A 26,455-nucleotide genomic window follows, 5' to 3' on the forward strand; every position below is an offset into this window, starting at 1 on the left:
CGATGCTGCCAGCCTTCCTGAACGCGCAGTTGTTGCGTAGCGCTTTGCCGGCCCTGTCTTTGGGCGTGCTGCTTATTGCCATCTTCATCATCCAGCCCAATGCGATGAGCTATTTCGGCCTCAATCTGATGCTGCAATATGCCGTGCCGATCGCACTGGCGACGCTCGCACAGATGTTCGTCATCACGGTCAACGATCTCGATCTCTCGATCGGCGCCTTCGTGGGATTGGTCGCCTGCATCGGTGCCACCTATCTCCATGACACGCCGATCCTCGGCCTCCTGATGCTGGCCGGCTGCATCGTGGTTTATGCGGGCATGGGGGCGCTCATCCATCTCCGCGCCCTGCCGTCGATCGTGGTGCCGCTGGGCATGTCCTTTGTCTGGCTGGGGATCGCGGTGCTCATCCTGCCGACGCCGGGCGGCAAGTCGCCCGATGTCATCAAGGCGCTGATGGCGCTCAAAGTGCCGGCCGTGCCGTTCCCGATCGTGGCCGCTGTGGTGATTGCGCTCATCGTGCAGGCGGGGCTCATGCATTCCTCCTATGGCGCCGTGCTGCGCGGGGCGGGTGGCAATCCGAAGGCGCTGGCACGGGCCGGCTGGTCCATGCTCCATATCAAGATGGCGATGTTTGCGCTGGCTGGTTTCTTCGGCGTGCTGTCGGGGCTCTCGCTCATCGGCCTCACCACTTCGGGCGATGCGCATATCGCCGACCGCTACACGCTCTATTCGATCGCCGGCGCCATATTGGGCGGTGCGGAATTCGTGGGTGGCCGCGTCTCGCCGATGGGGGCGGTGCTGGGTGCCTTGACGCTGACGCTCACCGGCTCGTTCCTCATCTTCCTGCGCATCTCGCCCGATTGGCAGATCGGGGCGCAGGGCGCCATCCTCATCATCGTGCTGGCCTTGCGCGCGCTCATCAGCCGGGGAGAACGGCGATGAGGTCGGTCGGCAGCACGCTTTATTACCTGCGCACGCGGGCCTGGATCTGGTCGTTCATCGCGACGGCCGCCGTGTGGATCGCCACCATCCTCTTTACCGGCGGCCATGGCGGCGGGCAGATGCTGACGGCGGCCTTGTCGTTTGCGACCTTCACCATCATCGTCGGCACCGGGCAGATGTTCGTCATCACCACCGGGCCGGGCAATGTCGATCTCTCGATCCCGGCCACCATGGCGCTGGCAGGGGCGGTCACGACCAAGATCATGGACACGCAGGACGGCATGATCCTCACGGGCCTCGCCGTGGCGCTGGGGATCGGGCTGTTGGTGGGGCTCTTCAATTACGGGCTCATCCGCCTGCTGCGCATTCCGCCGATCATCGCGACCTTGTCGGCCAGCTTCCTGGTGCAGTCGACCGCCATCGCCTATGGCCGCGGGTTGCGCATCAAGCCGCCGCCGGCTTTGGCCGAATTCACCACGGCGGAGGTGGGCGGGGTGCCGATCCTTGCCATTGGCGGCATGGTGTTCACAGCCGTGATGGGCGTGGTGCTGGCGCGCAGCTTCTACGGCCGCTCGGTGCTGGCGGTGGGGCAGAATATGCGCGCAGCCTGGCTCGCTGGCATCCCGGTCGAGCGTACGCGGCTCATCACCTATTGCTTGAGCGCGATGCTGGCTGGCCTCAGCGGGCTGCTGCTCTCGGGCTTTTCGGGCGGCTCGTCGCTCAACATGGGCGAGGAATATCTGCTGGCCTCGATCGCCGTGGTGGTGATCGGCGGCACCTCGGTCGCCGGCGGGCGCGCCAATGTGCCGGGCATCTGGGGAGCGGCGCTGTTCCTCTATCTGCTGGTCACGATGCTCAACACCTTTGGCGCCAGTGCCGGCTTGCGCCTGATCATGACCGGGTTGATCATCATCGGTGTTATCACGCTGGCCGGCAGCGGCGAACAGAAGCGCTAGGGAAAGACAGGATCTGCTGATGGAAATCACGCTCACTTCCGCCAATGTGTTGCCGGTCGACGGCAGCGCCGGCACGCTCATCGGTCGCGCCTGGGTGCCGGGCAATCCCGCCGGGCCCAGCGTGGTGCTGGTAAGCGGCAAGGATCTCAAGGATCTTTCGGGCAGTTTCGCCACCATGTCGAGGCTGCTGGCCGAGGCCGATCCGGTGGCGGCGGTGCGGATGGCGGCGCAGAAGGCGCCGGTGCTGTGCAGCCTCGATGATTGCTTGGCCAACACGCCGCCCGATGGGCGCTATGCGGGTAAGCCTTATCTGCTGGCGCCCACGGATCTGCAGGCGATCAAGGCGTGTGGCGTGACGTTCGCGGCCAGCATGCTGGAACGGGTGATCGAGGAGCGGGCCAAGGGGGATCCCACCGCCGCCGAGGGCATCCGCCAGGTGATCGCCAAGGAGATCGGCGGCGATCTCCGGCGCATCAAGCCGGGATCGGCGGAAGCAGAGAAGCTGAAGCAGGCGCTGATCGAACGGGGCATGTGGTCGCAATATCTCGAGGTCGGCATCGGGCCTTATGCCGAGGTGTTCACCAAGTCGCAGCCGATGTCGGCGGTGGGGACGGGGGCCGATGTCGGCATCCATCCGGAATCGAGCTGGAACAATCCCGAGCCTGAAATCGTGCTGGTGATCAACCCGCGCGGCGAGATCGTCGGGGCGACGGGACAAATCCTCGATGAACCAGATCAGCCGCGACGTGACGGATCTTGCCGGCCAGACGCTCAGCAAGAACCATCAGTACCCGGATGGGCTGGTGCTTTATGTCGGCACCATGTTCGCCCCCGTCAAGGATCGCAACGCGCCGGGCATGGGCTTCACGCACAAGATCGGCGATATTGTGACCATTGCGACGCCGCAGCTGGGCGCGCTGGTCAACCGGGTGCGCTACACGAACGAGGTGGCGCCGTGGACCTTCGGGACCGGGGCGCTCATGGAAAATCTGGCCCAGCGCGGGTTGCTGGCGCGCAAGTAGGGAGCTGCAAGATGGCGAAGATCGAACATGTCGGCCTCATCGGTGTCGGCCTCATGGGCCATGGCATCGGCAAGAATATCTCGCCAAGGGCTTCAAGCTCTCGGTGCTGGCGCATCGCAACCGGCAGCCGGTCGACGACCTCCTCGCCAAGGGCGCAAGGAAGCAAAAAGAGCCCCAAGGAGCTCGCCGCCAATTGCGATATGGTGATCACGGTGGTCGGCAATTCGCTGCAGATGGAAGAGATTGTGCGCAAGGCTGATGGCCTCATCGCCGGGTTGAAACCCGGCACGATCATCGCCGATGCGACGACGGCGCAGCCGGAATCGAGCATCCAGCTCGCCGCCGAGATCGCGGCCAAGGGTGGGCGTTTCGTCGATATTCCGATGACCAGGACACCCAAGGAAGCGGAGGCCGGCAAGCTCGGTCTCATGACCGGCGGCGACAAGGCGACACTGGCGGAGATCAATCCGGTGCTGGAATGTTTTGCCGATACGATCGTCTATTGCGGTGGTGTGGGTGCCGCGCACAAGGCGAAGCTTATCAACAACATGTTGTCGCTGGGCTATGCCGCGGTGACGGCGGAGGCGCTGGCCACCGCCAAGAAATCCGGCGTCGACCTCAACGCGCTCAGGCAGATCGTGACCGCGGGTGGCGCCAACAGCGTCATGTTCCAGCGGTTGGCGGCCTATCAGATCGACGGCGACAACACGCAGCTGCAATTTGCCATCGCCAATGCGCAGAAGGATGTGCGCTATTTCCTGCAGATGGCGGAAGCCTTGCCGATGACGGCTTTTGTCGCCTCGGCCATTCACCAGCTCTACAGCATGGCGAACGGAGCTGGGCTCGGTCAGCATTATGTGCCGGAAGTGATCGATCTGATTACCGACCTCAGCGACAAGGCGTTCGCCAAGGGGAAATAGCTTGCGGCGCGACCTGGGGATTGGGATTACGTCATCGTCGGCGCGGGGTCGGCCGGCTGCGTGCTCGCCAACCGCCTCTCGGCCGATCCGAAGATGCGCGTGCTGCTGCTGGAGGCCGGCGGCAAGGACGATTATATCTGGATCCACATCCCGGTCGGCTATCTCTATTGCATGAACAATCCCCGGACGGATTGGGGATTGAAGACCGTGCCGCAGGCGGGCCTCAACGGTCGTGCGCTGCATTATCCGCGCGGGAAAGTGCTGGGGGATCGTCCTCGATCAACGGCATGATCTATATGCGCGGACAGGCGCAGGATTATGACGGCTGGCGGCAGCTCGGCAATGCCGGCTGGGCGTGGGACGATGTGCTGCCCTATTTCATCAAGTCACAGCATCATTATGCGCCGGAGGCGGGCTTCCATGGCGGTGACGGCGAATGGCGGGTCGAGCAGCCGCGCATCCAGTGGAGCATCCTCGATGCAGTGCGCGAGGCGGCGGCGGAACTGGGCATCCCGAAGATCGAGGATTTCAACCGCGGCGACAATGAAGGCTCGTCCTATTTCCAGGTGAACCAGAAGCGCGGGGTGCGCTGGAACACGGCGAAGGCCTTCCTGCGACCGGTGCTGCACCGACCGAATTTGAAGGTGATGACCGGCGTCACGGTCGAGCGGCTGACGCTGGAGGGGAAGCGCGTGATCGGTCTCGAGTGCCGGGTGGAAGGTGTGCCAGCGCGGGTGCTTGCGGCGGGCGAGGTGATCCTGGCGGCGGGTGCCATCGGGTCGCCGCAGATCCCTGCAATTGTCGGGCATCGGGAATGCGGAGCATCTGCGCGGCGTCGGCATTGATGTTGTACACGAGTTGCCGGGGTGGGCGGCAACTTGCAGGACCATCTGCAGATCCGGACGATCTTCAAGATCAGCGGTGCCATGACGCTCAACCAGATGGCTGGCAGCCTCATCGGCAAGGCGAAGATCGCGGCGGATTATCTGCTGCGGCGGCGCGGACCGATGACCATGGCGCCGAGCCAGCTCGGCATCTTCGCGAAATCAGATCCGAGCCTTGCCACGGCGAACCTTGAATATCACGTGCAGCCCTTGTCGCTGGATGCGTTCGGCCAGCCGCTGCACCGCTTTCCGGCGATCACCATGTCGGTCTGCAATCTGCGGCCGGAAAGCCGGGGGCAGGTGCGCGTGACCTCGGCCGATCCCACGATCATGCCGGCGATCGATCCCAATTACCTGTCGGCCGATGCCGATCGGCTGGTGGCGGCGGAATCGATCCGCCATGCCCGCCGCCTGATGGCGACCCGGGCGATGGCGCCCTTTGCACCCAGCGAATTCAAGCCGGGTGCCGAACATATCGACGATGCGGCGCTCGCGCGTTTGGCCGGTGATATCGGCACCACGATCTTTCACCCGGTGGGCACGGCGCGGATGGGCTCTGACCCGATGGCGGTTGTGGATGCGCGGCTGCGGGTGTATGGCCTTGGCGGCCTGCGCGTGGTGGATGCCTCGATCATGCCGACCATAACGTCGGGCAACACCAATTCGCCGGTCATCATGATCGCCGAGAAAGGGTCTGAGATGATCCTGACGGATAAGCTGAGCTAGATCACGCGGTGGCGGTCGCCTTCGCCTCGGCCATGACCCAGTCGCGGAAGGCGTTGCATTTGGCGCTCTGGCGGCGTTCGGCGGGATAGACCAGGTAATAGGCGAACTCGACCGGCTGATCGATTTCGGCCAGTTTCACGATGCGGCCGGCGGCAAGGTCGGCCGCTGCGAGCGTCGCCTTGGCAAGTGCGATGCCGCGGCTGGCGACGGCTGCCTCCAGCACCAGGCTCGATTGATTGAAGCGAGGGCCACGGCGCCAGTCGACGCCGCTGAGGCGCGCCGCGCGCAGCCACATGCGCCAGTCCGGGCAGGTCTTGTCTTGGTCGGGGCTGTCGTCATGCAGCAGGGTCTGGCTGCGCAGCAGTTCGAGAGCATGGTCGGCGGCGGCACCGGCAAGCAAATGCGGCGCGCAGACCGGGAAGACGCGTTCAGCCAGCAGATGGTCGGCGGTGAGGCCCGGATAGATGCCGCTGCCATAGCGGATGGCGATGTCGACATCATCGACCGCGAAATCAACGAGCTGGTCGGTGGCGAGAATGCGGATGTCGATGTTGGGATATGCCTGCGCGAAGGCATCAAGGCGCGGCGACAGCCATTTGGCGGCGAAGGAGGGGGCGACGGAGAGGGTCAGCACATTCTCCTCGCCCTGTGGCGCCAGCAGGGAAATGGCCATGCGGAGCTGGTCGAAGCCTTCGAGAATGCCGGGAAGGATCGCCTTGCCTTCATTGGTGAGCTGCAAGCCGCGGCTCGTGCGCACGAAGACGGGCAGGCCAAGCTGGTCCTCCAACTGGCGGATCTGCAGGCTGACCGCGGACGGGGTCACATGCAGATCTTCGGCGGCGGCGGCAAAGCTGAGACGCTCGGCGGCGGCGGCAAAGGCCCGCAGCGAATTGAGCGGTGGCAGGCGGCGTGTTTTCCCGGACATAGAACCCTCATCCCGCTTACAACATTATCTCTATCAAATTAGTTAGGTATAAAGAGTCCTGTCAAGCGCGATTTCTCGGCGATCGCACCGCAGGTGAATTTCCCGATTTATAACAGTCAGTTAGAGCGCTGTCGCACAGCATGCGGAAACAGCGCGGGTCCGGAGACCCGCGCTGTTGCGCGCGGAATGAAATGTCCCTGCCGGCTAAATGCCGGTCGCCCGGGCCAGATTGCGGGCAGCTTCTTCCAGCTGGTTGAGCCGCCGGAAGCGGCTGCCGTCGAGGGTGCGAAAGCGGGGATCGGAAGCGACAAAGGAGAAGCCGCCGCGTTCCCGTAGCGCCAGGCCGGCAGAAACGTCGCCGACCTCGATCGCAAAGGCTGGGATATTTTCGTTGGCGGCGGAACGACTGATGGAAATGTTGGACTGGGTGACGTTGGATCCAGACGAATTGGACACGGAAATGTCGGTCACGGGAAACCTCCTTACCGGCTTCAGGCTCGGGCTTTTAACCGGTATCGATGACAGCAAGATGAAGCGACATGCTTCGCGATAGGCCAGACAACAGTCTGATCAACAACAGGTTCCGCGGCTGCAACAGAGTCGGGTTTTGGGAAATGTCGGGCGCTCGGCCTTCATATCGGGTGCTCCTGTCACAAGGGGAACCCACGACTTCCGTCGTGGCGCTTTAGCTTTGGTATCGCGGTGCAAGCTGCTCCCATCAAATGCCGCGGGTCCGTCGATCGAACCAGCCGATGCGATGTCATCGGCTCGATGAAACCTAGTCAGGGAGCGTCAGTCCGACAAACGAGAATAGGTCGACGATAGCCTAAGTTATGCTCACGCAAATCGCAGGATGCCCGCAACAGTAGATCGATGTTGAGAAGATCATAGAACAGCAGAATAATCCTACTTCACCGGGAGAAAAGGAATGAATGGAGGACTTAGGCTGGAATGCCTCCAGGCGAGGCCTGATAGATGTGATATCTAGGTTTGTCGTCCTTACTAAGTCATTAATATATAATAAGTATTTTTATTGGATTCTTCTCGGAGCGGACTGGAGCAGTTCCCTTCGGAAGGCCCCGCAGTGACCGAGCAAGGATGTCTTCCCGATGAGTGTTTTCAAATCGTTCAAGATTCTCTGACAAATTTTACTTGTAAGTCTTGTAGCATTGGTCGGGTTTCTGGTCATTCTGACGGCCTATCTCATTGCCGACGGCGCGCGCGGCGGGGAGCAAGCCAAGGCGAATGAGGCGACGAACATCTATGTCATTGCCCAGGACCTGAGATACGAGTTCCTGAATGCGCGTCGGCGCGAAAAAGACTTCCTGCTGCGCCTCGATGAAAAATACATATCTCAACATGCCGAGGTCATGGTCAGCATCACCGATCATCTGGATGAGCTCCAGGCAGCGGATTCTGACGGGACCTATGCCGGCACCATCACGGAAATCCGTACCGGGGTCGATTCGTACAAATCCGCTTTTGCCACCACGACGGGCGATTGGATTGCCATCGGCCTCAACGACGAGTTGGGACTGCGCGCCAAGCTGCGCAAGTCGGTTCATGATGTCGAAGAGAAGCTGAAGGCCCTCTCGCTCGACAAGCTGACCATTTCGATGCTGATGCTGCGCCGCGTGGAAAAGGATTTCCTGCTGCGGCTCGACCCCAAATATGTCGAGGCCCATGCCAAGGCGTCGGCGGATTTTATCGCCGATCTGGAACTGACCGCAGTTCCGCCGGCGGATAAGGAGCAGATCGCGGTGCTGATGACCGCGTATGGCAAGGATTTCGCGTCAGTCGCCAGCACGCGGCTCAGCCTCATCCAGGATGAAAAGTCCCTGTCGGAGACATTCTCGAAGGTCGATCCGGTGGTGACCGCGATGATCGACAAGATCAACGAGCAGTTCGTCGCCGGGAGCAAGCGTGCTGAGGAATTCAGCGCGCAGACCAAGAACATCATTCTCATCTCCATAGTGATCATCGCCACGCTCGCGGTCGGCGTTGCCGCCCTGATCGGTACACGGATCGTTCGACCGATCGCTGCCATGACCAAGGCAATGCTCGCCTTGTCGAGCGGGCGGCAGGACACGTCGATTCCTGCCACTGACTACAAGAACGAAATCGGCCAGATGGCGCAGAGCGTGGAGGTGTTCAAGAATTCCATGCTGGAATCGCAACGCTTGGCCAAGGAACAGGCGGATGCGCAGCGGCTACAGGTGGAACGCGGCGAGAAGATGCAGGAACTGACGCGCAGTTTCGACCGCGACGTCGCGGCGGCGCTTGGCACCGTCAACCAGGCCGTGGCCGAAATGGAGCGGACGGCGCAATCCATGGCGGAATCCGCGCAGTCCGTCAGTTCCGGGGCCCAGGCGGTCTCAGCCGGCGCCAATGAAGCGTCGGCCAACGTCCAGACCGTGGCCGCGGCCACCGAGGAGTTGAATGCCTCGATCGGCGAAATCGGCAGCCAGGTAACGATGTCGACGCGGGTCGCCGAGGAAGCGGTGAGCGAGGCAGAGCGCACCAGCGCCGTGGTAACCGGCCTTGCGGCCGCAACGGACCGGATCGGTCAGGTGGTGACGCTAATCCAGGACATTGCCAACCAGACCAATCTGCTGGCCTTGAATGCCACGATCGAGGCTGCACGCGCCGGCGAAGCGGGGCGTGGCTTCGCGGTGGTGGCGAGCGAGGTAAAGAATCTGGCGCAGCAGACCGGGCGGGCCACCGAGGAAATCGGCCAGCAGATCGGCGATGTGCAAAGTTCCACGAACACGGCGGTGAATGCCATTCAGCAGATCTCGCAGACCATCAAGCGCAGTCATGAAATTTCCGCGACCATTGCCGCTGCGGTCGAGGAGCAGACGGCGGCGACGCGCGAAATCGCGCGCAATGTCGAAGAAGCCGCCAGGGGAACCGATGACGTGACCCAGAACATCTCGGTGGTCAATGACGCGGCGCAGGCCAGCAATGAGGCAGCGACGACGGTGCGAGTTTCGGCCGGCGCGCTTGCCAGGCAATCGGCGGAGCTCGACCAGCTGGTGAAGGGCTTCCTGCAGAATGTCCGGGTGCTTTAGCATCAGGGCGTTGCCCTCCATCCTGGCCTAGATACCCCGTTCCGGCGAGCCTCGCCCCTGTCCGGAAAGACGAGAATCGCGGAAGCGGCCGGCACAAGATGCCGGCCGTTGTCGTTTGCGGATGAGCGAACGGGGCCGGCAGGTTGCGGTTCTCGCAAATTACAACATTAAATCAACAAACAGTGCGCTTTCCTTGTTGACTTTGAGCCCGATCAATGGCGAATGATGAGGGCAAAAGGACTTCGAGGGGGCGGGAAATGCGGGAGGCGATGGCGCGGGTGGAAGCCCTGACCTGTTGGTCGGGCAAGGTACAGCCTGAGATCATCAAGGGCGGGATCACCAACGCCAATTTCCGCGTCGAGGATTCCGGCCGGCGCTATTTCGTGCGCATCGGCGACGACATTCCGGTTCATGGCGTGATGCGGTTCAACGAGCTCGCGGCGAGCCGGGCGGCGGCGGATTGCGGCCTGTCGCCCAAGGTGGTGCATGCCGAGCCCGGCGCCCTGGTGTTCGAGTTCGTCGAGGGCAAGACGCTCAGTGCCGAAGATGTGCGAAAGCCCGCGATGCTGGCGCGCATCCTGCCGCTCATCCGCAAATGCCACCGCGAGATGCCGCTGCATGTCACCGGGCCGGCGCTTATTTTCTGGGTGTTCCACGTGCTGCGCGATTATGGCCATTCGCTGGAAGCGGGGAAGAGCCGGCATCTGGCCAGCTTGCCGCGCCTGCTGGCGATCGCGGCGGAGCTGGAGCGGGCGGTGGGCGCCGTCGAGATCGTCTATGGCCATAATGACCTGCTGCCGACCAATTTCATCGATGCCGGATCCAAGCTGTGGCTGATCGACTGGGATTATGCCGGTTTCAATTCGCCGCTGTTCGATCTGGCCAATCTCTGCTCCAACAACGAGGTCGCGGTTGCCGACGAGATACGGCTGCTCGAAGACTATTTCGAGCGCAAGGCCGATGCTGAATTGCTGCGGCGCTATCACGCGATGAAATGCGCCTCGCTGCTGCGCGAGACCATGTGGAGCATGATTTCCGAAATCCATTCGACGCTGGATTTCGATTACGTCGCCTATACCGCCGAGAATCTCGCGCGCTTCGAGCGCGCCCTCGGCGATTTCCGGAATATGTGAGGAGTTTTCCATGAGCGATTTCCCGACTACCGCACGCGCCGTCATCATCGGCGGCGGCATCATCGGCTGTTCACCGCCTATCACCTCGCCAAGCTGGGCTGGAAGGATGTGATGCTAGTCGAGCGGCACAAGCTCACCAGCGGATCGACCTGGCATGCGGCGGGGCTGGTGGGGCAGTTGCGCACCTCGGCCAACATCACGCAGCTCCTGAAGTATTCGGTCGAGCTTTACAACAAGCTGGAAGCTGAAACGGGTCTTGCCACCGGCTTGAAGATGAATGGCGGGTTGCGGCTCGCCTGCAACCAGGCGCGCATGACCGAGATTAAGCGGCAGGCGACGACGGCGCATTCCTTCGGGCTGGAGATGCATCTGCTCAGCCCCAAAGAGGCACAGGATCTGTGGCCGATCATGGATATCGGCGACCTGGTGGGGGCGGCGTTCCTGCCGACCGACGGGCAGGCCAATCCGGCCGACATCGCGCAGTCGCTGGCCAAGGGCGCGCGGCAGGCTGGAGTGAAGATCGTCGAGGAGACGGCTGTCACCGGCATCGAGGTGGTGAAGGGCCGCGCTGTTGCCGTCGTCACCGACAAGGGGCGGATTGCCGCCGACGTGATCGTCAATTGCGGCGGGCAATGGGCGCGTGAGATCGGTGCGCTGGCCGGCGTCAACGTGCCGCTGCAATCGGTGCAGCATCAGTACATCGTCACGGAAGCGATGGCCGGCGTGCCGAAGAATTTGCCGACCCTGCGCGACCCCGATCGGCTCATCTATTTCAAGGAAGAGGTGGGCGGGCTGGTGATGGGTGGCTATGAGCACAACCCCATTCCGTGGCTGCCGGGGAAAGATCGCTTTGCACTGCCGGGGAATTTTGCGTTCCAGCTCCTCGACAATGATTGGGATCATTTCGGGCAGCTGATGGAGCAGGCCCTGGCGCGGGTACCGTCGCTGGAGACGGCCGGCGTCAAGCAGATGATCAACGGGCCGGAGAGCTTTACCCCGGACGGGAACTTCATCCTGGGTGAGTCGCCGGAGGTGAAGAGTTTCTATGTCGGTGGCGGGTTCAACGCGTTCGGCATCGCCTCGGGCGGTGGTGCGGGCCGCGCACTCGCCGAATGGGTCGCCGGCGGCGAGCCGCCGATGGATCTGTGGCCGGTCGATATCCGCCGCTTCGGCTCGGTCCACCGCGACAAGAACTGGGTGCTGACGCGGACGCTGGAAGCCTATGCCCATCATTATTCGATGGCTTGGCCTCATGAGGAGCTGGAGAGCGTGCGGCCGGTTCGTGTCTCGCCGCTTTACGCCAAGCTCAAGGACCAGGGCGCCGTGTTCGGCTGGAAGCTCGGCTGGGAGCGGCCGAACTGGTTTGCGCCCAAGGGCGTGGCACCCAAGGACGAGTATTCCTACGAGCGGCAGAACTGGTTCGAGCATGTGGAGGCCGAGCACAAGGCGGCGCGGGAACGCGTGGTGCTCATCGACCAGACCTCCTTTGCGAAATTCATGCTGGTCGGCCGCGATGCGGAAGCGGCCTTGTCGTGGATCGCGAGCAACGACGTGGCGAAGGCGCCGGGCACCATCATTTACACTCAGATGCTGAACCAGCGCGGCGGCATCGAATGCGATCTGACCGTCACGCGCGTGGCGGTGGATGCCTATTACATTGTGACGGGTACCGGCTATGCGACCCATGACTTCCACTGGATCGCGTCGCATATCCCGGCGGGGCTGGATGCAAGGTTGATCGACGTCACCTCGGGCTATGGCGTGTTGTCGCTCATGGGGCCGAAGGCGCGCGATGTGCTGGCGGCGGTGACACCCAGCGATGTCTCGAACGCGGCCTTTCCCTTCGGCACGGCGCAGGAGATCGCCATTGGTGGCGCCATCGTGCGGGCCTTGCGTGTGACCTATGTGGGCGAGCTGGGCTGGGAGCTGCACATTCCGGTCGAGACCATGGTCGCGGTCTATGATGCCTTGTGGGCGGCGGGACAAGCCCATGGCATTGCCAATGCCGGGTACCGGGCGATCGAGAGCCTGCGGCTGGAGAAATTCTACCGCGCCTGGTCGTCGGACATCACGCCGGATCATTCGCCGCTCGAGGCCGGTATGGGCTGGGCGGTGAAGCTGAAGAAGAACGTGCCGTTCCTGGGCCGCGAAGCGCTGACAGCGATGGCTGCGAAGAAGCTGCCCAAGCTGCTGGCCTGTTTCACGGTTGATGACCAGAGCGTCGTGCTGCTGGGGCGGGAGACGATCTTCCGCAACGGCAAACAGGTCGGCTGGCTGGCGTCTGGGGGCTATGGCTATACGCTCGGCACCAATATCGGCATCGGCTATGTGCGCGACCGCGAGAACGGGGTGAGCGCCGAGGATGTGCTGAGCGGCACCTATGAACTGGAGATCGCCTGCCAGCGCTATCCGGCCAAGGTCAGCCTGCAGCCGCTTTACGATCCAAAGATGGAACGGGTGAAGGTCTGAGCTATAGCCGGGCGATCTCCACCTCGATCCCGTGCACGCTGGAGCTTTCGGCCATGTCGCTCTTGGTGCCGGGGTTGAGGGCGTTCACCGTGAGGCCGCCCAGTTTTGGCCAGCGGCTCTTGGCGGCGAGTGCCACGCCGCGCGGCAGCGTGTCGGCCAGTTCCACCACCATGTCGATGGCGCCGGTCGCATTTGAGACGCGGACCTGCTGGCCATCAAGGAGGCCGCGGGCGGCGGCGTCAGCAGGATGCATCGTGACATGCTGCGGGCCAAGCTTGGCGGCGATCTTGGGGTCGTTGTGATAGGAGCTGTTCATCAGCCATTTCGAGGCCGGCGATAAGAGGCGCAGCTTCGTGCCAGTGGGCTTCCTGTCGATCTCGGCGGTGGGAACGCGCGGGAAACCGGCCTCCTCGGCGGCCTGGCTCGCGATCTCGATCTTGCCGGAAGGGGTGGGGAATTTGAGGTCAGGGAATTGCAGGACCGGCTTTTCCCAGCGCTGGACGGTGCCGCTTGCTTTCAGTGCCGCGAAATCCGTCTGGCCCAATTGCCGGGCGAGGGTATCGAGGATCGCGGCGTCACTCTCGAACAGGTCGGCGTCCCTGTAGCCCATGGCCTGGGCGAGGCGGCGGAAGATCTCCTGGTTGGGGAGCGCTTCGCCGATCGGTGCGTGTGCTGCCACCTGGGGCGAGACGGTGAGGTCGAAATAAGACATGACCAGATCGTCGAATTCGAGGAACGAGGCTGCGGGCAGGATGATGTCGGCATGATCGACCGTGTCGGTCGGGAAGAGGTCGATGGCGACATGGAACAGATCGTCGCTCTGGAGCGCCGCGCGGAGGTCCGCCTGGCGCGGGTTGGAGGCGGCGATGTTGATGTTCCAGGTGAAGAGCGACCGGGCGCGCTTCCGGTCGCGCAGCAAATCGACCAGATCCATGTGGCTCACGACCTGGCGCTCGTTCGTGCGCAGATAAGGTGCGTCGAGATAATCGCCGTCGATGCCGCGCCGCGCGCCGCCGTTGAGATAGAGGAGGCCGGCACCGGGCTTGGCGAAGTTGCCGGTCGCGGCCGGCAGCAAGCCGATGGCGCGGAAGATGTTGCCGCCCATGGGCTGGCGCTGCAGGCCCTGGCCCAGCCACAGGAGCGCGGGTCCGCTGCCATAGAGCCTTGCAGCTTCGATAATGTCCGCAGCTGGCACCCCGGTCGCGGCCTCGGTCGCGGCCGGATCGGCCTTGGCGATCGTGGGGGCGATTTCGTCCCAGCCGATCGTGTGGGCATCGATGAAGGCGCGGTCGATGAGCTTCTCGCGCGCCAGCACATGGAGGAGGCCGTAGGCCAGCGCCGCATCGGAACCCGGGAATGGCTGCAAGTGAAGGTCGGCCTGTTCGGCCGTCTCGTGGCGCACGGGATCGACCACGATCACCTTGGCCGGCGTTTCCTTGAGCCAGTATTTGTGGCGGTGCGGGGCCGACGCCGACGGGTTGGCGCCCCAGACCAGGATACAGACCGCGTCCTTGGCCATGCGCGGATCGAATCCGTCAGTGGATGTGCCATAGAGATAGCCAATGGCCGCGTGGCCGGCGGCGTTGCAGATGCTGTCGGGGTCGACTTCGCTGGCGCCGAGCTTGTGGAAGAAGCGCTGCGGGAAGCCGCCGGCGATGGCTGAGCAGGTGCCGGTGTAATGGGTGTGCCAGATGGCTTCCGGGCCGCTTTCGCCCACGATTTGCTGTAACCGTTCTGCAATGATTCTGATGGCTTCGTCCCAGCTGACCGGCGCGTACTGGCCGCTGCCCTTGGGGCCGGTGCGGCGGAGCGGCTGGGTGAGGCGCGCCTTTGGGTCCAGATAGGCGCCGTTATAGGCGATGGCGCATTTCCCGCAGAGTGCGCCGCGGCTCACCGCATGGTCGGGATCGCCGAGGATTTTCACGCGGCCGTCCTCGGAGGTCACAACGGCGATGCCGCAGGCGTCATAGCAATCGCGCGGGCAGGTGGTCTTGATGATGGTTTTCTGGGTCATGATGGACACAGTCTAGAGGGACAAGTGCCGATTGTGAACAGGACTCGCATAGCGTTGCTTGACTTGGTCGCGCCGCAACCTGATTTTGGAGGAGAATTGAAGGGGTAGCTCAAACATGAACGATCGGTCCTATCTGCGCCTGGTGCGCGATCCCGGCTTTGCCTGGATGCTGCTGACCCAGTTCCTGGGGGCGCTCAACGACAATATCTATCGCTTCGTGGTGAGCTTCTTTGCGATCGCGCTGGCGTCAAAGCAGGCGGATGGGTTGGATGCCGCCACCTATCTCTCGGTCATCGCGGCCCTGTTCGTGGCGCCCTATCTGCTCTTTTCAGGCTATGCCGGCCAGTTGGCCGACCGGTATCCCAAGCGATCGGTGTTGATCGCCACCAAGAGCCTCGAAGTCGTGTCGATGTCGTTGGGCTTCGTCGCCTTCATCCTTGGCGATCTCAACCTGATGATGGTGGTCATGTTCCTCATGGCCCTGCAGTCGACTTTCTTCAGTCCGGCGAAATATGCCTGCCTGCCCGAACTGCTGCCGGACAGGGACCTCTCGCGCGGCAATGCGCTCATCGAGATGAGCACGTTCCTCGCCATCATTATCGGCACCTGGGCGGGCGGTCAGTTATTTGAATCGGTGGGCGACCAACCGGCGACCCTGGGGCTGGTCGTGCTGGGCATCGCCATCATCGGGACGCTGGCCAGCTTCGGCATCGGGCGCACGCCCCATCCCGTGGTGCAGGCGCCGTTCCAACTCAACCCCCTGGCCGGCATCGATACCGGCATGGCGGAGTTATTCGCCAATCGGCGGTTGTGGCTGACAGTGCTCGGCATTTCCTGGTTCTGGTTCCTGGGCGCCTTGCTGCAGATCTCCATCCCGCTCTATGGCACGCAGGTACTGGGTCTGGGCGAGGGTGCGACGGGGACATTGTGGGCGGCGGTTGCCATCGGCATCGGTATCGGCAGCATGGCGGCGGGGCGCCTCTCGGGCCACAAGGTGGAACTCGGCCTGGTGCCGATCGGTTCGGTCGGCATGGGGCTTTGCGCCATGTTGCTGGTGACGGCCGACAGCACCGGCGGGGCCATCTTCTGCTTTGGCCTGCTGGGTTTCTTCGGCGGCTTCTTCGTGGTGCCGCTCAACGCGATGCTGCAGCAGAAATCGGCCGCGGATTCGCGCGGCCGCATCATCGCCGCCAACAATGTGCTCAACTTCATCGCCATCCTGCTCGCGGCCGGCGCCAATTATCTGTTCGGCAGCCTGCTTGCCTTCCGGCCGGATGAGGTGATCTTCGCCGGCGGCATCCTCAGTTTCCTGGTGACCGGCTATATTTTCTTCCTGCTGCCGGATTTCTTCATCCGCTTCGTGCTGTGGCTGTTTACCCATTCGATCTATCGCATCCGCATAGAGGGCGCCGAGAATGTGCCGCTCAACGGGCCGGCGCTCTTGGTGTGCAATCATCTCTCCTTCGTCGATGGGTTGCTGGTCGGGTCCTGCGTGCAGCGCTTCGTGCGCTTCATGGTCTATGCGCCGTTCTTCGGCATTCCGGGGCTTGGCCGCTTCCTCAAGACGATGCGCGCCATCCCCACCGGCGGCGGCAAGGTGCTGGAGCCGATCAAGAGGGCGCGGGCCGAACTCCAGGGCGGGCATGTGGTGTGCATCTTCGCCGAGGGCGCCATCAGCCGCACCGGCAACATGCTGCCTTTCAAGCGCGGTTTCGAACGCATCATCGACGGGATCGAGACACCCGTGATCCCGGTCCATCTCGACCAGGTCTGGGGGTCGATCTTCAGCTTCAAGGACGGCAAATTCTTCTGGAAATGGCCGAGCCGCCTGTTCTATCCGGTCACGATCACCTTCGGGAAGCCGCTGCCTTCGACGACGAAGGCCTGGCAGGTGCGCCAGAAACTGTTGGAGCTGGGCGGCGATGCGTTCCGCGTGCGCCGCAAGAAGGACGACCTGGTCGTCAACCGCTTCATGCAATCGGCGAAGAAGCGCTGGTTCCGCATGGCGCTGGCGGATTCGCTGGGCCGGGAGCTGACCTTCGGCCAGGCGCTGACGGGATCAAGGCTGCTGGGGCGCTGGTTCGCGCGCGAGCGGGCGGCCGACAAGATGGTGGGTGTGCTGCTGCCAAGCTCGGTCGCGGGTGCCCTGGTCAATATGGGCTTGATGCTGGCCGGCAAGGTACCGGTCAACCTCAACTTCACCATCGGCGCCGAGGCGATGGATTCCGCCATCAGGCAATGCGGCATCAAGTCGATCGTGACGGCGCGCGCCTTCCTCACCAAGGCGAAGCTTGAGGAACGGCCGGAGATGATCTTCGTCGAGGAGCTGCTGGCCAAGCAAGGCAAGGTCGCGCAGCTTGTCATGTATGTGGCGACGCTGCTGACGCCCACATCGCTGCTGCTGCGCTTTGCCGGACCCAAGGGGCAATCGGTCGATGATCTCTGCACCATCATGTTCAGTTCGGGTTCCACGGGAGAGCCCAAGGGCGTCATGCTCTCGCAGCACAATGTGGTCTCGAACCTCGAGGCCATCGCGCAGATCCTGTGGGTGCAGAAGGAGGACCGGGTGATCGGCGTGCTGCCGTTCTTCCATTCCTTCGGCTTCACGGGGACGCTGTGCCTGCCGCTGGTGATCGGCATCGGTGCCGTCTATCACGCCAATCCGCTGGATGCGAAGACGATCGGCGGCCTCATCCGCAAGTACAAGGCGACGATCCTCATTTCGACGCCGACCTTCTGCCAGGCTTACTTGCGCATCTGCCCGGCGGAGGATTTCGCGAGCCTCAAGCATGTGGTGGTGGGGGCGGAACGGCTGCGGCCGGATCTCGCCGCTGCCTTCAAGGAGAAGTTCGGCCTCGACATGCTGGAAGGGTATGGTGCTACGGAGATGGGGCCGGTCGTGTCGGTCAACGTGCCCAATGTGATCGAGGCGGGGGAGAGCCAGACCGGCCACAAGCCGGGCACGGTCGGCCACCCGGTGCCGGGTGTGGCCGCGCGCATCGTCGACCCAGAGACACTTGCCGACCTCAAGGAAGGCGAGGAGGGATTGCTGCTGCTGAAGGGCCCCGGCCGCATGGTCGGCTATCTCAACAATCCGGAGAAGACCGCCGAGGTGATCAAGGATGGCTGGTATGTGACCGGCGATATCGCGGTCCTCGACGAGGACGGCTTCATCCGCATCACCGACCGGCTGTCGCGTTTTTCGAAGATCGGCGGCGAGATGGTGCCGCATCTCAAGGTCGAGGAGGCGATGCTGCAGATTCCCGGCATCAACGGCGCCAATGTGACGGCGGTGCCGGATGCGGCGAAGGGCGAGCGGCTGGTCGGCTTCTATGTGGCCGATGAGAGCATGGCGCCGGAACTGGTCTGGCAGGGGCTCAACGGTTCGGGCTTGCCGAAGATCTGGGTGCCGAAGGCTGCCGACATGCACCGGATCGAGGAGCTGCCGGTGCTGGGAACCGGCAAAACCGACCTCAAGCGGTTGAAGGCGATGGCGCTAACGCTTGGTGCCCCATAGGCGAAACACGAGCGGGGCCGCCACGACGATCATGAAGATGCGCACGACGTGGTGGCTGGAGACATAGGCGGAATCGACGCCCAGCGCCAAGGCGATGAGGCTCATTTCCGCAAGGCCGCCGGGGGCGAAGGCGAGGAGGGCCGAGCCGAAGGGCATATCGGCCGTGGCCTCGACGATGAAGCCGAAGCCAACGGCCACCGCCAGCAGCACAGAAGTGGCGCCGATGGCGAGGATGATGCCGCGCACGACCAGGCGCAGCGGCAGGCCGGTGAAGCGCGCGCCGATCATCGAGCCGACCACGATCTGGGCGATGGCGATGAGTTCGGCGGGCGGGGTCGAGGCGGTGACGCCCAGCACATGGAGGGCGGCGCTGGCGATCATCGGCCCGACCAGGGCATGGGCCGGCATGCGCAGGAGCCGCGCGCCGAAATAGCCCACAAATCCGGCACCGAGCAGCCACAGCACATCAATCCATTCGATCGGCACGGCATGTGTGGTGATGCCTGTGGTGGGTGGCGCATAGCCGCCGAACCAGCGATAGGCGAAGGAGAGGACAAAGACGGAGACGAGGATGCGGGAGCCGTGGGCCAGCGAAATGCGCGCCTCGTCACCGCCAAACGCACTGCCCGCCATGATCATTTCGGAAAGGCCGCCGGGGGCCGCCGCGAAATAGGCGGTGACGGGATCGTAGCCGGCGACGCGGACGTAATAGATGCGCACGATATAGGTCGTGACGATCACATAGAGCGCCAGCCAGGCAAAGCTGATGGCCCAGAACTGCAGGTGGTTAATGATGAGCGGGGTAAAGGCGCTGCCCAGCATGATGCCGAGGACGGCGACAAAGATCATGCGCACGCGCGGCATCAACGCGATGCGGACGCCGGACACCGCCGCCACGGTGGTGAAGGTCATGGCCCCCATCATCCAGGGGAGCGGCAGATGCAGCAGGTAGAACACGAAACCGCCGATCGTGCCGAGCAACAGGCAGAGGATGCGGGCGCGTATTTCGGGCGAGAAGGGCAGCTGCATCCTGGGGTCAGATCTCCGCCGTGGCCTTGAGCCCTTCAAGCACGGCTTCCTCGGCCGTGCGCGGGGTCAGGCAGTCGCCGATCACATGTAGTTCGCCGGTCCAGTCGGCCAGTTCATCCTCAAGCTCGCTCTGGCGTTCGTGGCCGAGTGAGGCCACCACCGTGTCGACGCCTTCGAAGATGATCGGCTCGTTGCTGGTGACGTGCTGGAAATAGGCCGTGTCACCATCGACGCCGTATAGGCGCGCATAGGGAATGATCTCGACATTAAGCTTGTGCAACTCGCCGACCCAATGGTCGCGGACATATTGGTGGATGCGCTGGCCGGCCATGTAACCGTCGACGCAGAGGCGCACGCGGCAGCCAGCACGGGCGAGCTTCTCGGCGAGGCCCATGCCGATCCAGTCGCAGCGCCAATCGGCGATGATGACGGAGCTGCCGATATTGACCTCGTCGCGCAAGGCGGCCCAGGCGCTGACCACATGGTCACCTTCGACACCTTCGATGCCCGCCGTGACTGCACTGCGCGGCCTGGCGCCGGTGGCGATGATGACGGCATCCGGCTTCTCGGCCTCGATGAGCGCGCGGGTGACTTTCGCGCGGGTCCGAACTTCAGCGCCGCCCAGCTGCACTTCGCGGGTGAGATTGGTGATGATGCCGCCGAATTCGGCGCGGCTAGGCAGCATCTGTGCGAGCAACGCCTGGCCGCCCAAACGGTCGCCGGCTTCGCACAGGATGACCTCGTGCCCGCGCTCGGAAGCGACAGCCGCGGCCTTCATGCCGCCGGGGCCGCCGCCGGCGATGAGGATTTTCTTCTTTTTGAGGAGCGGCTTCCTTGTGCCGTAGGTGAGTTCGCGGCCGGTCTCGGGATGCTGGATGCAGGAGATCGGCAGGCCCAGCTGGAAATGGCCGATGCAGGCCTGGTTGCAGCCGATGCAGGCGCGGATGTCGTCGAGCTTGCCGGCCTCGGCCTTCCGCGGCATGTCGGGGTCGCAGATCATGGCGCGGGTCATGCCGATCATGTCGGCGGCACCGGAGCTCAGGATCTTCTCGGCATCCTGCGGCTGGTTGATGCGGCCGGCCACAAAGACCGCAGCCTTCACCTTGGCCTTCACGGCGGCGGCGAAGGGTGCCACATAGCCGTTGGCGATGGCCATCGGCGGGGCGATGTGGACAGCGCCGCCGAAGCTTGCCGACGAGCCGGCGATGACGTTGAAGAAATCCATGACACCGTCGAGGGCGATGATGGCAGCGAGGCTCTCGCTTTCCTGCAACCCGTCATGGTCGTGATCGTCGCCGCTGATGCGCAGGCCGACGATCATCTCCGACCCGACCTTGGCGCGGATCGCCTCGGCCACCTCGCGGATGAAGCGCAGGCGGTTCTCGAAGCTGCCGCCATATTCGTCGGTGCGTCGGTTGGTGCGTTCGTTGAGGAACTGGGCCGGGAGATAGCCGTGGCTCGCCACGATCTCGACACCGTCGAGGCCACCGCGGCGGAGGCGATAGGCGGCATCGGCGTAACCGGCGACGATCTCCTTGATCATGCGCCTGGACATCGGGCGCGGCATGACGTGGAAACGTTCGTTGGGCACGGCGGAGGGGGCATAGGCCACGGGTGCCGTCCCGTCCTGGCTCTCCATGATCTCGCGGCCGGGATGGAAGAGTTGGCCGAAGATTTTGGTGCCGTAGGGTTTGCAGGCATCGACCACGGCCTGGTAGCCGGGGATGCAATCGTCGGTCGTCGCCATGATGAGATGCGAGGTGTAGCGTGCCGTTTCATGGACGCCCGCCACCTGCATGATGATGAGGCCGGCCCCACCCTCGGCCCTTGCCTTGTGATAGGCGACCAGCGGCGCATTCGGCACCCCATGGGTCGGCATCGTGGTGTCGTGGCCGGTGGAGAATATCCGGTTCTTGATGCGGCAGCCGCGGATGTCGAGGGGCTGGAACAGGCGGGCGGTACTGGCGGTCATGTTCGGCTCGTTCTGGTCAACTGGCGGGAACTGGGGCGAACCTATCCCGCCTGAGGCAGGGTTTGAAGGGCGATCTTGCCGGCAATTGCTCCCGGACCGGCAAAACGAGGTTGACTTTGGGCGCCTTTGCCGTTGATTTGGCGCCAATCACGCCATTTGACGAGGTTCCGATGATCCCGCGCTATTCCCGCCCCGAAATGACCAAGATCTGGGATCCCGAGAACCGATTCCGCATCTGGTTCGAGATCGAGGCGCATGCCTGCGATGCGCTGGCGGAACTGGGGGTCATTCCCAAGGAAGCCGCCGCCGAGATCTGGTCCAAGGGCAAATGGGAGATCGACCGCATCGACGAGATCGAGCGCGAGACCAAGCACGACGTGATCGCGTTCCTCACCAATTTGGCCGAGCATGTAGGCCCGTCGGCGCGCTTCGTCCATCAGGGCATGACATCGTCGGACGTGTTGGACACCTGCCTTGCCGTGCAGTTGCGCCAGGCGGCCGATCTGCTGCTCGACGATCTCGACCGGCTGCTGAAGGCGCTGGAGAAGCGCGCCTTTGAGCACAAGATGACGCCGACCATCGGGCGCAGCCACGGCATCCATGCCGAACCCACCACCTTCGGCCTGAAGCTAGCGTCGCATTACGCGGCCTTTGCCCGCGCCAAGCAGCGGCTCTCCGCGTCGCGCGAAGATATTTCGACCTGCGCCATCTCGGGTGCCGTCGGCACCTTTGCCAATATCGACCCCCGGGTCGAGGCGCATGTCGCGCGCAAGATGGGGCTGAAGGTCGAGCCGGTTTCGACCCAAGTCATTCCGCGCGACCGCCATGCCATGTTCTTTGCCGTGCTGGGTGTCGTCGCAAGCTCGGTCGAGAATCTCTCGATCGAGGTCAGGCACCTGCAGCGCTCGGAAGTGCGCGAGGCGGAGGAGTTCTTCTCGCCGGGGCAGAAGGGCTCCAGCGCCATGCCGCATAAGCGCAACCCGGTGCTTTCGGAGAACCTCACGGGCCTCGCCCGCGTCGTGCGCGCGGCGGTCAATCCGGCGTTGGAAAACGTTGCGCTGTGGCATGAGCGGGATATCAGCCATTCCTCGGTCGAGCGCGTATTCGGGCCGGATGCGACCATCACCCTAGATTTTGCGCTCAACCGCCTCGTGGGCCTGGTCGAGAAATGGATCATCTATCCGGAGGCGATGCAGGCCAATCTCGACCGCTATAGCGGCCTTGTCCATTCGCAGCGCGTGCTGCTGGCGCTGACACAGGCCGGAATGAGCCGCGAGGATTCCTACCAGGCGGTGCAGCGCAATGCGATGAAGGTGTGGCTGGAGGGGAAGGATTTCCTCACCGAACTCAAGGCCGATGCGGAAGTCGCCAAGAAGATGACGCCGGCAGAGATCGAGGTCTGTTTCGACCTCGATTATCATTACAAGCATGTCGATGACATCTTCCAGCGGGTCTTCGGCCGCTCTTGAGACGCTCATCGGTTTCTGCGCGGCGCATCCGGTCCCGGACGCCGATGCACCGCGGATTCTTGCGCGCCTGAATTCGGGACCCCGCGCCATCATCGACTGGCGTGACCGGGGCGTGGTCGCGGTGCTGCTCGATACCGTGATGGGGCAGAGCGGCACGATGCCGGTGGAACTGGTCGGTGTTGCCCAGGGAGCGATGTCGCCGGCCTTGGCGGCCGACCTCCTTTCCGAACTGGCATTGCGCGCGCCGGCGCTGGGCGCCAGCGCCAACGAACTGGCGCTCAACGAGGCCTGGCTGCCGCACAAGGCGCTCGCTCTGGCGGTCGGGTATCAGCATTCGTATCATGATTGCGACATGACCTGCCGCGATGCCGCGTGGGGGCCGGATCTGCCCCTGCCGCAAGGCGCCTTTTGGACCGATGCGGCGCCGGATTGGGTCGAACCTTATATCGAGGTGCTGAGGTCGGGCTTTGCCGATGTGCCCGGCGCCTTCGTGCCGCCACCCGAGGAAATCCGGCGCTATCTGGCGCAGTCGAACATCCGCGCACGCATCCTTATTGAAGGCAGACAAGCCATCGGCCTGCTGCGCTACACCAACCCCAACAATTACATCAACGCGGTGGTGCGGGCGGGCGGGCAGCGCGGCCGGGGGATCGGGCGGTTGATCATGGACGAGGCGCGCCGCTGCCTCGTCACCTATGGCAAGAACCCTGCGCCGATGAGTTTGACGGTGGTGGATACGAATACAGCGGCGATAGAGCTCTATCGCCGCTGTAATTTCGAGATCGACAAACAGATGGCGGTGCTGATCCGCCGCTTCTGAACGGATCTAGAGCTTCACTTCCGTCATGATCTGCTGCTTGGCAGTACCCAGCAATTCGTCCATCTGCTTGCGCAGGCGATGTTCGCTCATGTCGATCTTCTTCGCCTGGAAATCGGCGAGGACCTTCAGCAGCACGTCGTGGTCGCCCGGCTTCTCGAAATCGGCCGAGACCACGCTCTTGGCATAGGCTTCCGCTTCCGCACCGTCGATGCCGAGCAATTGTGCGGCCCAAAGGCCCAGCAGCTTGTTGCGGCGGTTGGTAACCTTGAACTCCAACTCCTTGTCGTGCTTGAACTTGTTCTCGAAAGCGGATTCGCGCTCGTTGAAAGTGGTCATAACCGTGCAATCCCTCGACTGGTTCTTAGGCAGTGGCAACTCGCCTGAAAAATGGTTGGCCGACGCCTCACAGTCAAGTCTAATAGGGCCGCGCCAGCGCGCTGGCAAATCCGCCATTTTCACCGTCTTTCGCCAGTTAGGCCCATGTGCAGCGTAATCATTCTTTCCCGACCGGACCATGATTGGCCAATCCTGGTGGCCGCCAATCGCGACGAAATGCATGAGCGGCCCTGGGATCCGCCAGCAAGACACTGGCCGGACCGGCCGGAAGTGGTGGCGGGGCGCGACAATCTGGCAGGTGGATCCTGGCTGGGAATCAATGATTTCGGCGTGGTGGCCGGTATTCTCAATCGCCGCAACACGCTCGGGCCGCAGGACGGCAAGCGCTCGCGGGGCGAATTGGTGCTGGATGCGCTTGATTTTGCCGATGCCGAGGCGGCGGTCGCCATGCTGCAGGAACTGGATGCTGGCGCCTATCGGCCGTTCAACATGGTGGTGGCCGACAACACCCATGCCTACTGGCTGCGCAATGCGGGACAGGAGATCGAGGCGATGCCGATCCAGCCGGGCATTTCCATGATCACGGCGATGGATCTCAACGATCTCCAAAGCCCGCGGACGCGCCATTTCCTGCCACGTTGGCAGCAGGCCAAGGCGCCGGATCCAGGGGCGGGCGAATGGGATTCCTGGGCTGGATTGTTGCAGTCCCGTGAATATGAGCCCGAGGGCGATGTGTTCGATGCGATGTACATCGTATCCAACACGGGTTTCGGTACCATGTCGTCCTCGCTGATGGCGTTGCCGTCGGTCAATCATTCGGAACTGCTGCCGCGCTGGCGATTCCTGGGCGGACGGCCCGAATCCATTTCCTGGACCGATATCGACCTCGGCTGAGGCATTTGGCCTTGCGGGTAGCCGCCGCCGGCGCTATGAATGTTATAGTATAACATATCATGCGAGACGATCGATGACGCGCCTGCTGACGAAATTTATGGCCTTGCTGGCTATCTGCCTGGCGCTGGCGGCGCCGGCACTGGCCGACGACAAGTTGAAGGTGGTGGCTACCTTTAGCATTCTGGGCGACCTCACCGAGAAGATCGGGGGTGATGCCATCGACCTTACCACCCTGGTCGGGCCGGACGAGGACGCCCATGCCTTCGATCCCACCGCGGATGCGCAGCGGGCGGTAGCCGGGGCCAAGGTCCTGGTCGCCAATGGCCTGGGATTCGAGCCCTGGCTCGGGCGCCTGGTCGATGCCGCGGCCTTCAAGGGCGTGCTGGTCGAGGCGACCCGGGGCATCGAGCCGCTGGCCAGTGGCGAAGAGGCGCATGAGGGTGAAGAACATGAGGAACATGAGGGCGAGGCGGCCGAGGCGGGGCATGACCATGACCATGGCGCAGTCGATCCGCATGCCTTCCAGGATCCCAAGCTGGTATTGACCTATATCGACAATATCGCGGCGGCATTGGCTGCGGCGGCGCCCTCGCAGGCGGCGGCGTTTGAGCGCAATGCCGCGGCATTGAAGCAGCAGTTCCGCGATCTCGATGCGGACCTCATGGCGACGATCGGCGCCCTGCCGGCGGAGCGGAAACGCATCCTTACCTCGCATGACGCCTTCCAGTATTTCGGCCATGCCTATGGCATCGCGTTTGTGGGTGTGCAGGGGGTGAGCACCGATGCGGAGCCGTCGGCGCAGGATCTGAAACAGATCGTCGATCAGATCCGCGCCGGCAAGATCACGGCGCTCTTCGTCGAGAACATGAACGATCCGCGCTTTGTCGAGACCCTGGCCGCCGATACCGGCATCAAGGTCGGGGGGGACCTTTACTCAGACGCCCTGTCCGCCGCCGATGGCCCGGCCAGCGACCTCTTGTCACTCTTTCGACATAACCAAAAGGAATTGATCAAAGCCCTGCAATAACATAGCTTTCAGGCATCATTCCGAGCTGGGAGCTGGCCATGCTGTCGAGACGCAATATTCTGCTGGGTGCCGCGGCCGGGACGTCCTTGTTGGCCGTCGGCGGGGTGCGGGCGATGGCGCTGTCGAGCGAGCCGATGGCGCCGTCGGATCTCAAGGCCTTTGCCTTGGGTTGCAGTGGCGAGGCGTCACATCGGCAGCTGGTCGCAGATGCCAAATGGCTGCTCGATGAAGAAATCAAGCGCGGCGTCAAGAATACGGCCGACAGCGAAGTCGTGGTCTGCCCGCTGTGCCAATGTTCAATCCAGGTCACCCCAGATATCAGCTTCTAGC

17 protein-coding genes and 3 pseudogenes are annotated in these 26,455 nt (G+C 63.3%); 14 read left to right on the top strand and 6 right to left on the bottom strand.

All coding sequences use genetic code 11. From position 1 onward, the window contains the following. Nucleotides 1-2 precede the first annotated feature (2 nt). The 5 genes and pseudogenes from IPK59_01210 to IPK59_01230 all read left to right on the top strand — a co-directional run bounded on the left by IPK59_01210 (nt 3) and on the right by IPK59_01230 (nt 5,449). Entirely contained in the window at nt 3-941 is a 939-nt protein-coding gene (locus IPK59_01210; protein ID MBK8157474.1) for an ABC transporter permease, read from the top strand. Further along, nucleotides 938-1,897, top strand: a complete 960-nt coding sequence (locus IPK59_01215) for an ABC transporter permease (protein MBK8157475.1) — start codon at nt 938-940, stop codon at nt 1,895-1,897. The genes IPK59_01210 and IPK59_01215 overlap by 4 nt, the downstream gene beginning before the upstream one ends. A 19-nt stretch (nt 1,898-1,916) precedes the next feature. Then, nucleotides 1,917-2,919 (top strand): annotated as a pseudogene (locus tag IPK59_01220) (fumarylacetoacetate hydrolase). 11 nt (nt 2,920-2,930) lie between these two features. Continuing rightward, on the top strand, nt 2,931-3,839 hold the full coding sequence (locus IPK59_01225) for an NAD(P)-dependent oxidoreductase (GenBank protein MBK8157476.1): 909 nt from the start codon (nt 2,931-2,933) through the stop codon (nt 3,837-3,839). 93 nt (nt 3,840-3,932) lie between these two features. After that, nucleotides 3,933-5,449: pseudogene (locus IPK59_01230) on the top strand (GMC family oxidoreductase). A 1-nt stretch (nt 5,450) separates the two neighbouring features. Here the strand turns inward: IPK59_01230 and gcvA are convergent. Together gcvA and IPK59_01240 are read right to left on the bottom strand one after the other, a co-directional pair. Next, nucleotides 5,451-6,374: a transcriptional regulator GcvA gene (gene gcvA, locus IPK59_01235; protein ID MBK8157477.1), complete on the bottom strand. Its 924-nt coding sequence runs from the start codon at nt 6,372-6,374 to the stop codon at nt 5,451-5,453. 204 nt (nt 6,375-6,578) lie between these two features. Beyond that, nucleotides 6,579-6,758: a hypothetical protein gene (locus IPK59_01240; GenBank protein ID MBK8157478.1), complete on the bottom strand. Its 180-nt coding sequence runs from the start codon at nt 6,756-6,758 to the stop codon at nt 6,579-6,581. Between the two features lie 785 nt (nt 6,759-7,543). Between IPK59_01240 and IPK59_01245 the strand changes: the two genes are divergently transcribed. The 3 genes and pseudogenes from IPK59_01245 to IPK59_01255 all read left to right on the top strand — a co-directional run bounded on the left by IPK59_01245 (nt 7,544) and on the right by IPK59_01255 (nt 13,047). Continuing rightward, the gene (locus IPK59_01245; GenBank protein ID MBK8157479.1) at nt 7,544-9,445 is read left to right on the top strand and encodes a HAMP domain-containing protein; all 1,902 of its coding nucleotides are present in this window, start codon (nt 7,544-7,546) and stop codon (nt 9,443-9,445) included. A 257-nt stretch (nt 9,446-9,702) separates the two neighbouring features. After that, nucleotides 9,703-10,578, top strand: a complete 876-nt coding sequence (locus IPK59_01250; protein ID MBK8157480.1) for a phosphotransferase family protein — start codon at nt 9,703-9,705, stop codon at nt 10,576-10,578. Nucleotides 10,579-10,588: 10 nt separating this feature from the next. Beyond that, nucleotides 10,589-13,047, top strand: a pseudogene (locus IPK59_01255) (FAD-dependent oxidoreductase). Between the two features lies 1 nt (nt 13,048). Here the strand turns inward: IPK59_01255 and IPK59_01260 are convergent. Beyond that, on the bottom strand, nt 13,049-15,061 hold the full coding sequence (locus tag IPK59_01260; protein ID MBK8157481.1) for a molybdopterin-dependent oxidoreductase: 2,013 nt from the start codon (nt 15,059-15,061) through the stop codon (nt 13,049-13,051). Between the two features lie 115 nt (nt 15,062-15,176). Between IPK59_01260 and IPK59_01265 the strand changes: the two genes are divergently transcribed. After that, nucleotides 15,177-18,578: an MFS transporter gene (locus tag IPK59_01265; GenBank protein MBK8157482.1), complete on the top strand. Its 3,402-nt coding sequence runs from the start codon at nt 15,177-15,179 to the stop codon at nt 18,576-18,578. Here the strand turns inward: IPK59_01265 and IPK59_01270 are convergent. Together IPK59_01270 and IPK59_01275 are read right to left on the bottom strand one after the other, a co-directional pair. Continuing rightward, nucleotides 18,558-19,607: an AbrB family transcriptional regulator gene (locus IPK59_01270; GenBank protein MBK8157483.1), complete on the bottom strand. Its 1,050-nt coding sequence runs from the start codon at nt 19,605-19,607 to the stop codon at nt 18,558-18,560. The genes IPK59_01265 and IPK59_01270 overlap by 21 nt on opposite strands. Nucleotides 19,608-19,614: 7 nt before the next feature. Further along, on the bottom strand, nt 19,615-21,579 hold the full coding sequence (locus IPK59_01275) for an FAD-dependent oxidoreductase (GenBank protein ID MBK8157484.1): 1,965 nt from the start codon (nt 21,577-21,579) through the stop codon (nt 19,615-19,617). 170 nt (nt 21,580-21,749) lie between these two features. On the opposite strand from IPK59_01275, the gene IPK59_01280 reads away from it, so the two are divergent. Continuing rightward, the gene (locus IPK59_01280; protein MBK8157485.1) at nt 21,750-23,048 is read left to right on the top strand and encodes an adenylosuccinate lyase; all 1,299 of its coding nucleotides are present in this window, start codon (nt 21,750-21,752) and stop codon (nt 23,046-23,048) included. After that, a complete protein-coding gene (locus IPK59_01285) occupies nt 23,014-23,868 on the top strand; it encodes a GNAT family N-acetyltransferase (GenBank protein MBK8157486.1) in 855 nt (284 codons plus the stop codon). The genes IPK59_01280 and IPK59_01285 overlap by 35 nt, the downstream gene beginning before the upstream one ends. A 6-nt stretch (nt 23,869-23,874) precedes the next feature. Here IPK59_01285 and IPK59_01290 read toward each other — a convergent pair whose 3' ends face one another. Continuing rightward, complete coding sequence (locus tag IPK59_01290) at nt 23,875-24,204, bottom strand: DUF1476 domain-containing protein (GenBank protein ID MBK8157487.1); 330 nt, start codon at nt 24,202-24,204, stop codon at nt 23,875-23,877. Between the two features lie 144 nt (nt 24,205-24,348). On the opposite strand from IPK59_01290, the gene IPK59_01295 reads away from it, so the two are divergent. The 3 genes from IPK59_01295 to IPK59_01305 all read left to right on the top strand — a co-directional run bounded on the left by IPK59_01295 (nt 24,349) and on the right by IPK59_01305 (nt 26,454). Then, a complete protein-coding gene (locus IPK59_01295; protein MBK8157488.1) occupies nt 24,349-25,098 on the top strand; it encodes an NRDE family protein in 750 nt (249 codons plus the stop codon). A gap of 97 nt (nt 25,099-25,195) precedes the next feature. Further along, nucleotides 25,196-26,125: a zinc ABC transporter substrate-binding protein gene (locus IPK59_01300; protein ID MBK8157489.1), complete on the top strand. Its 930-nt coding sequence runs from the start codon at nt 25,196-25,198 to the stop codon at nt 26,123-26,125. A gap of 38 nt (nt 26,126-26,163) precedes the next feature. Next, nucleotides 26,164-26,454 carry a hypothetical protein gene (locus tag IPK59_01305; protein ID MBK8157490.1) on the top strand — a complete coding sequence of 97 codons (291 nt, stop codon included), beginning with the start codon at nt 26,164-26,166 and terminating at the stop codon, nt 26,452-26,454. Nucleotide 26,455 lies beyond the last annotated feature (1 nt).

Source organism: Rhodospirillaceae bacterium (assembly GCA_016712715.1).
In the GTDB taxonomy this organism is placed as follows: Bacteria; Pseudomonadota; Alphaproteobacteria; order Dongiales; family Dongiaceae; genus Dongia.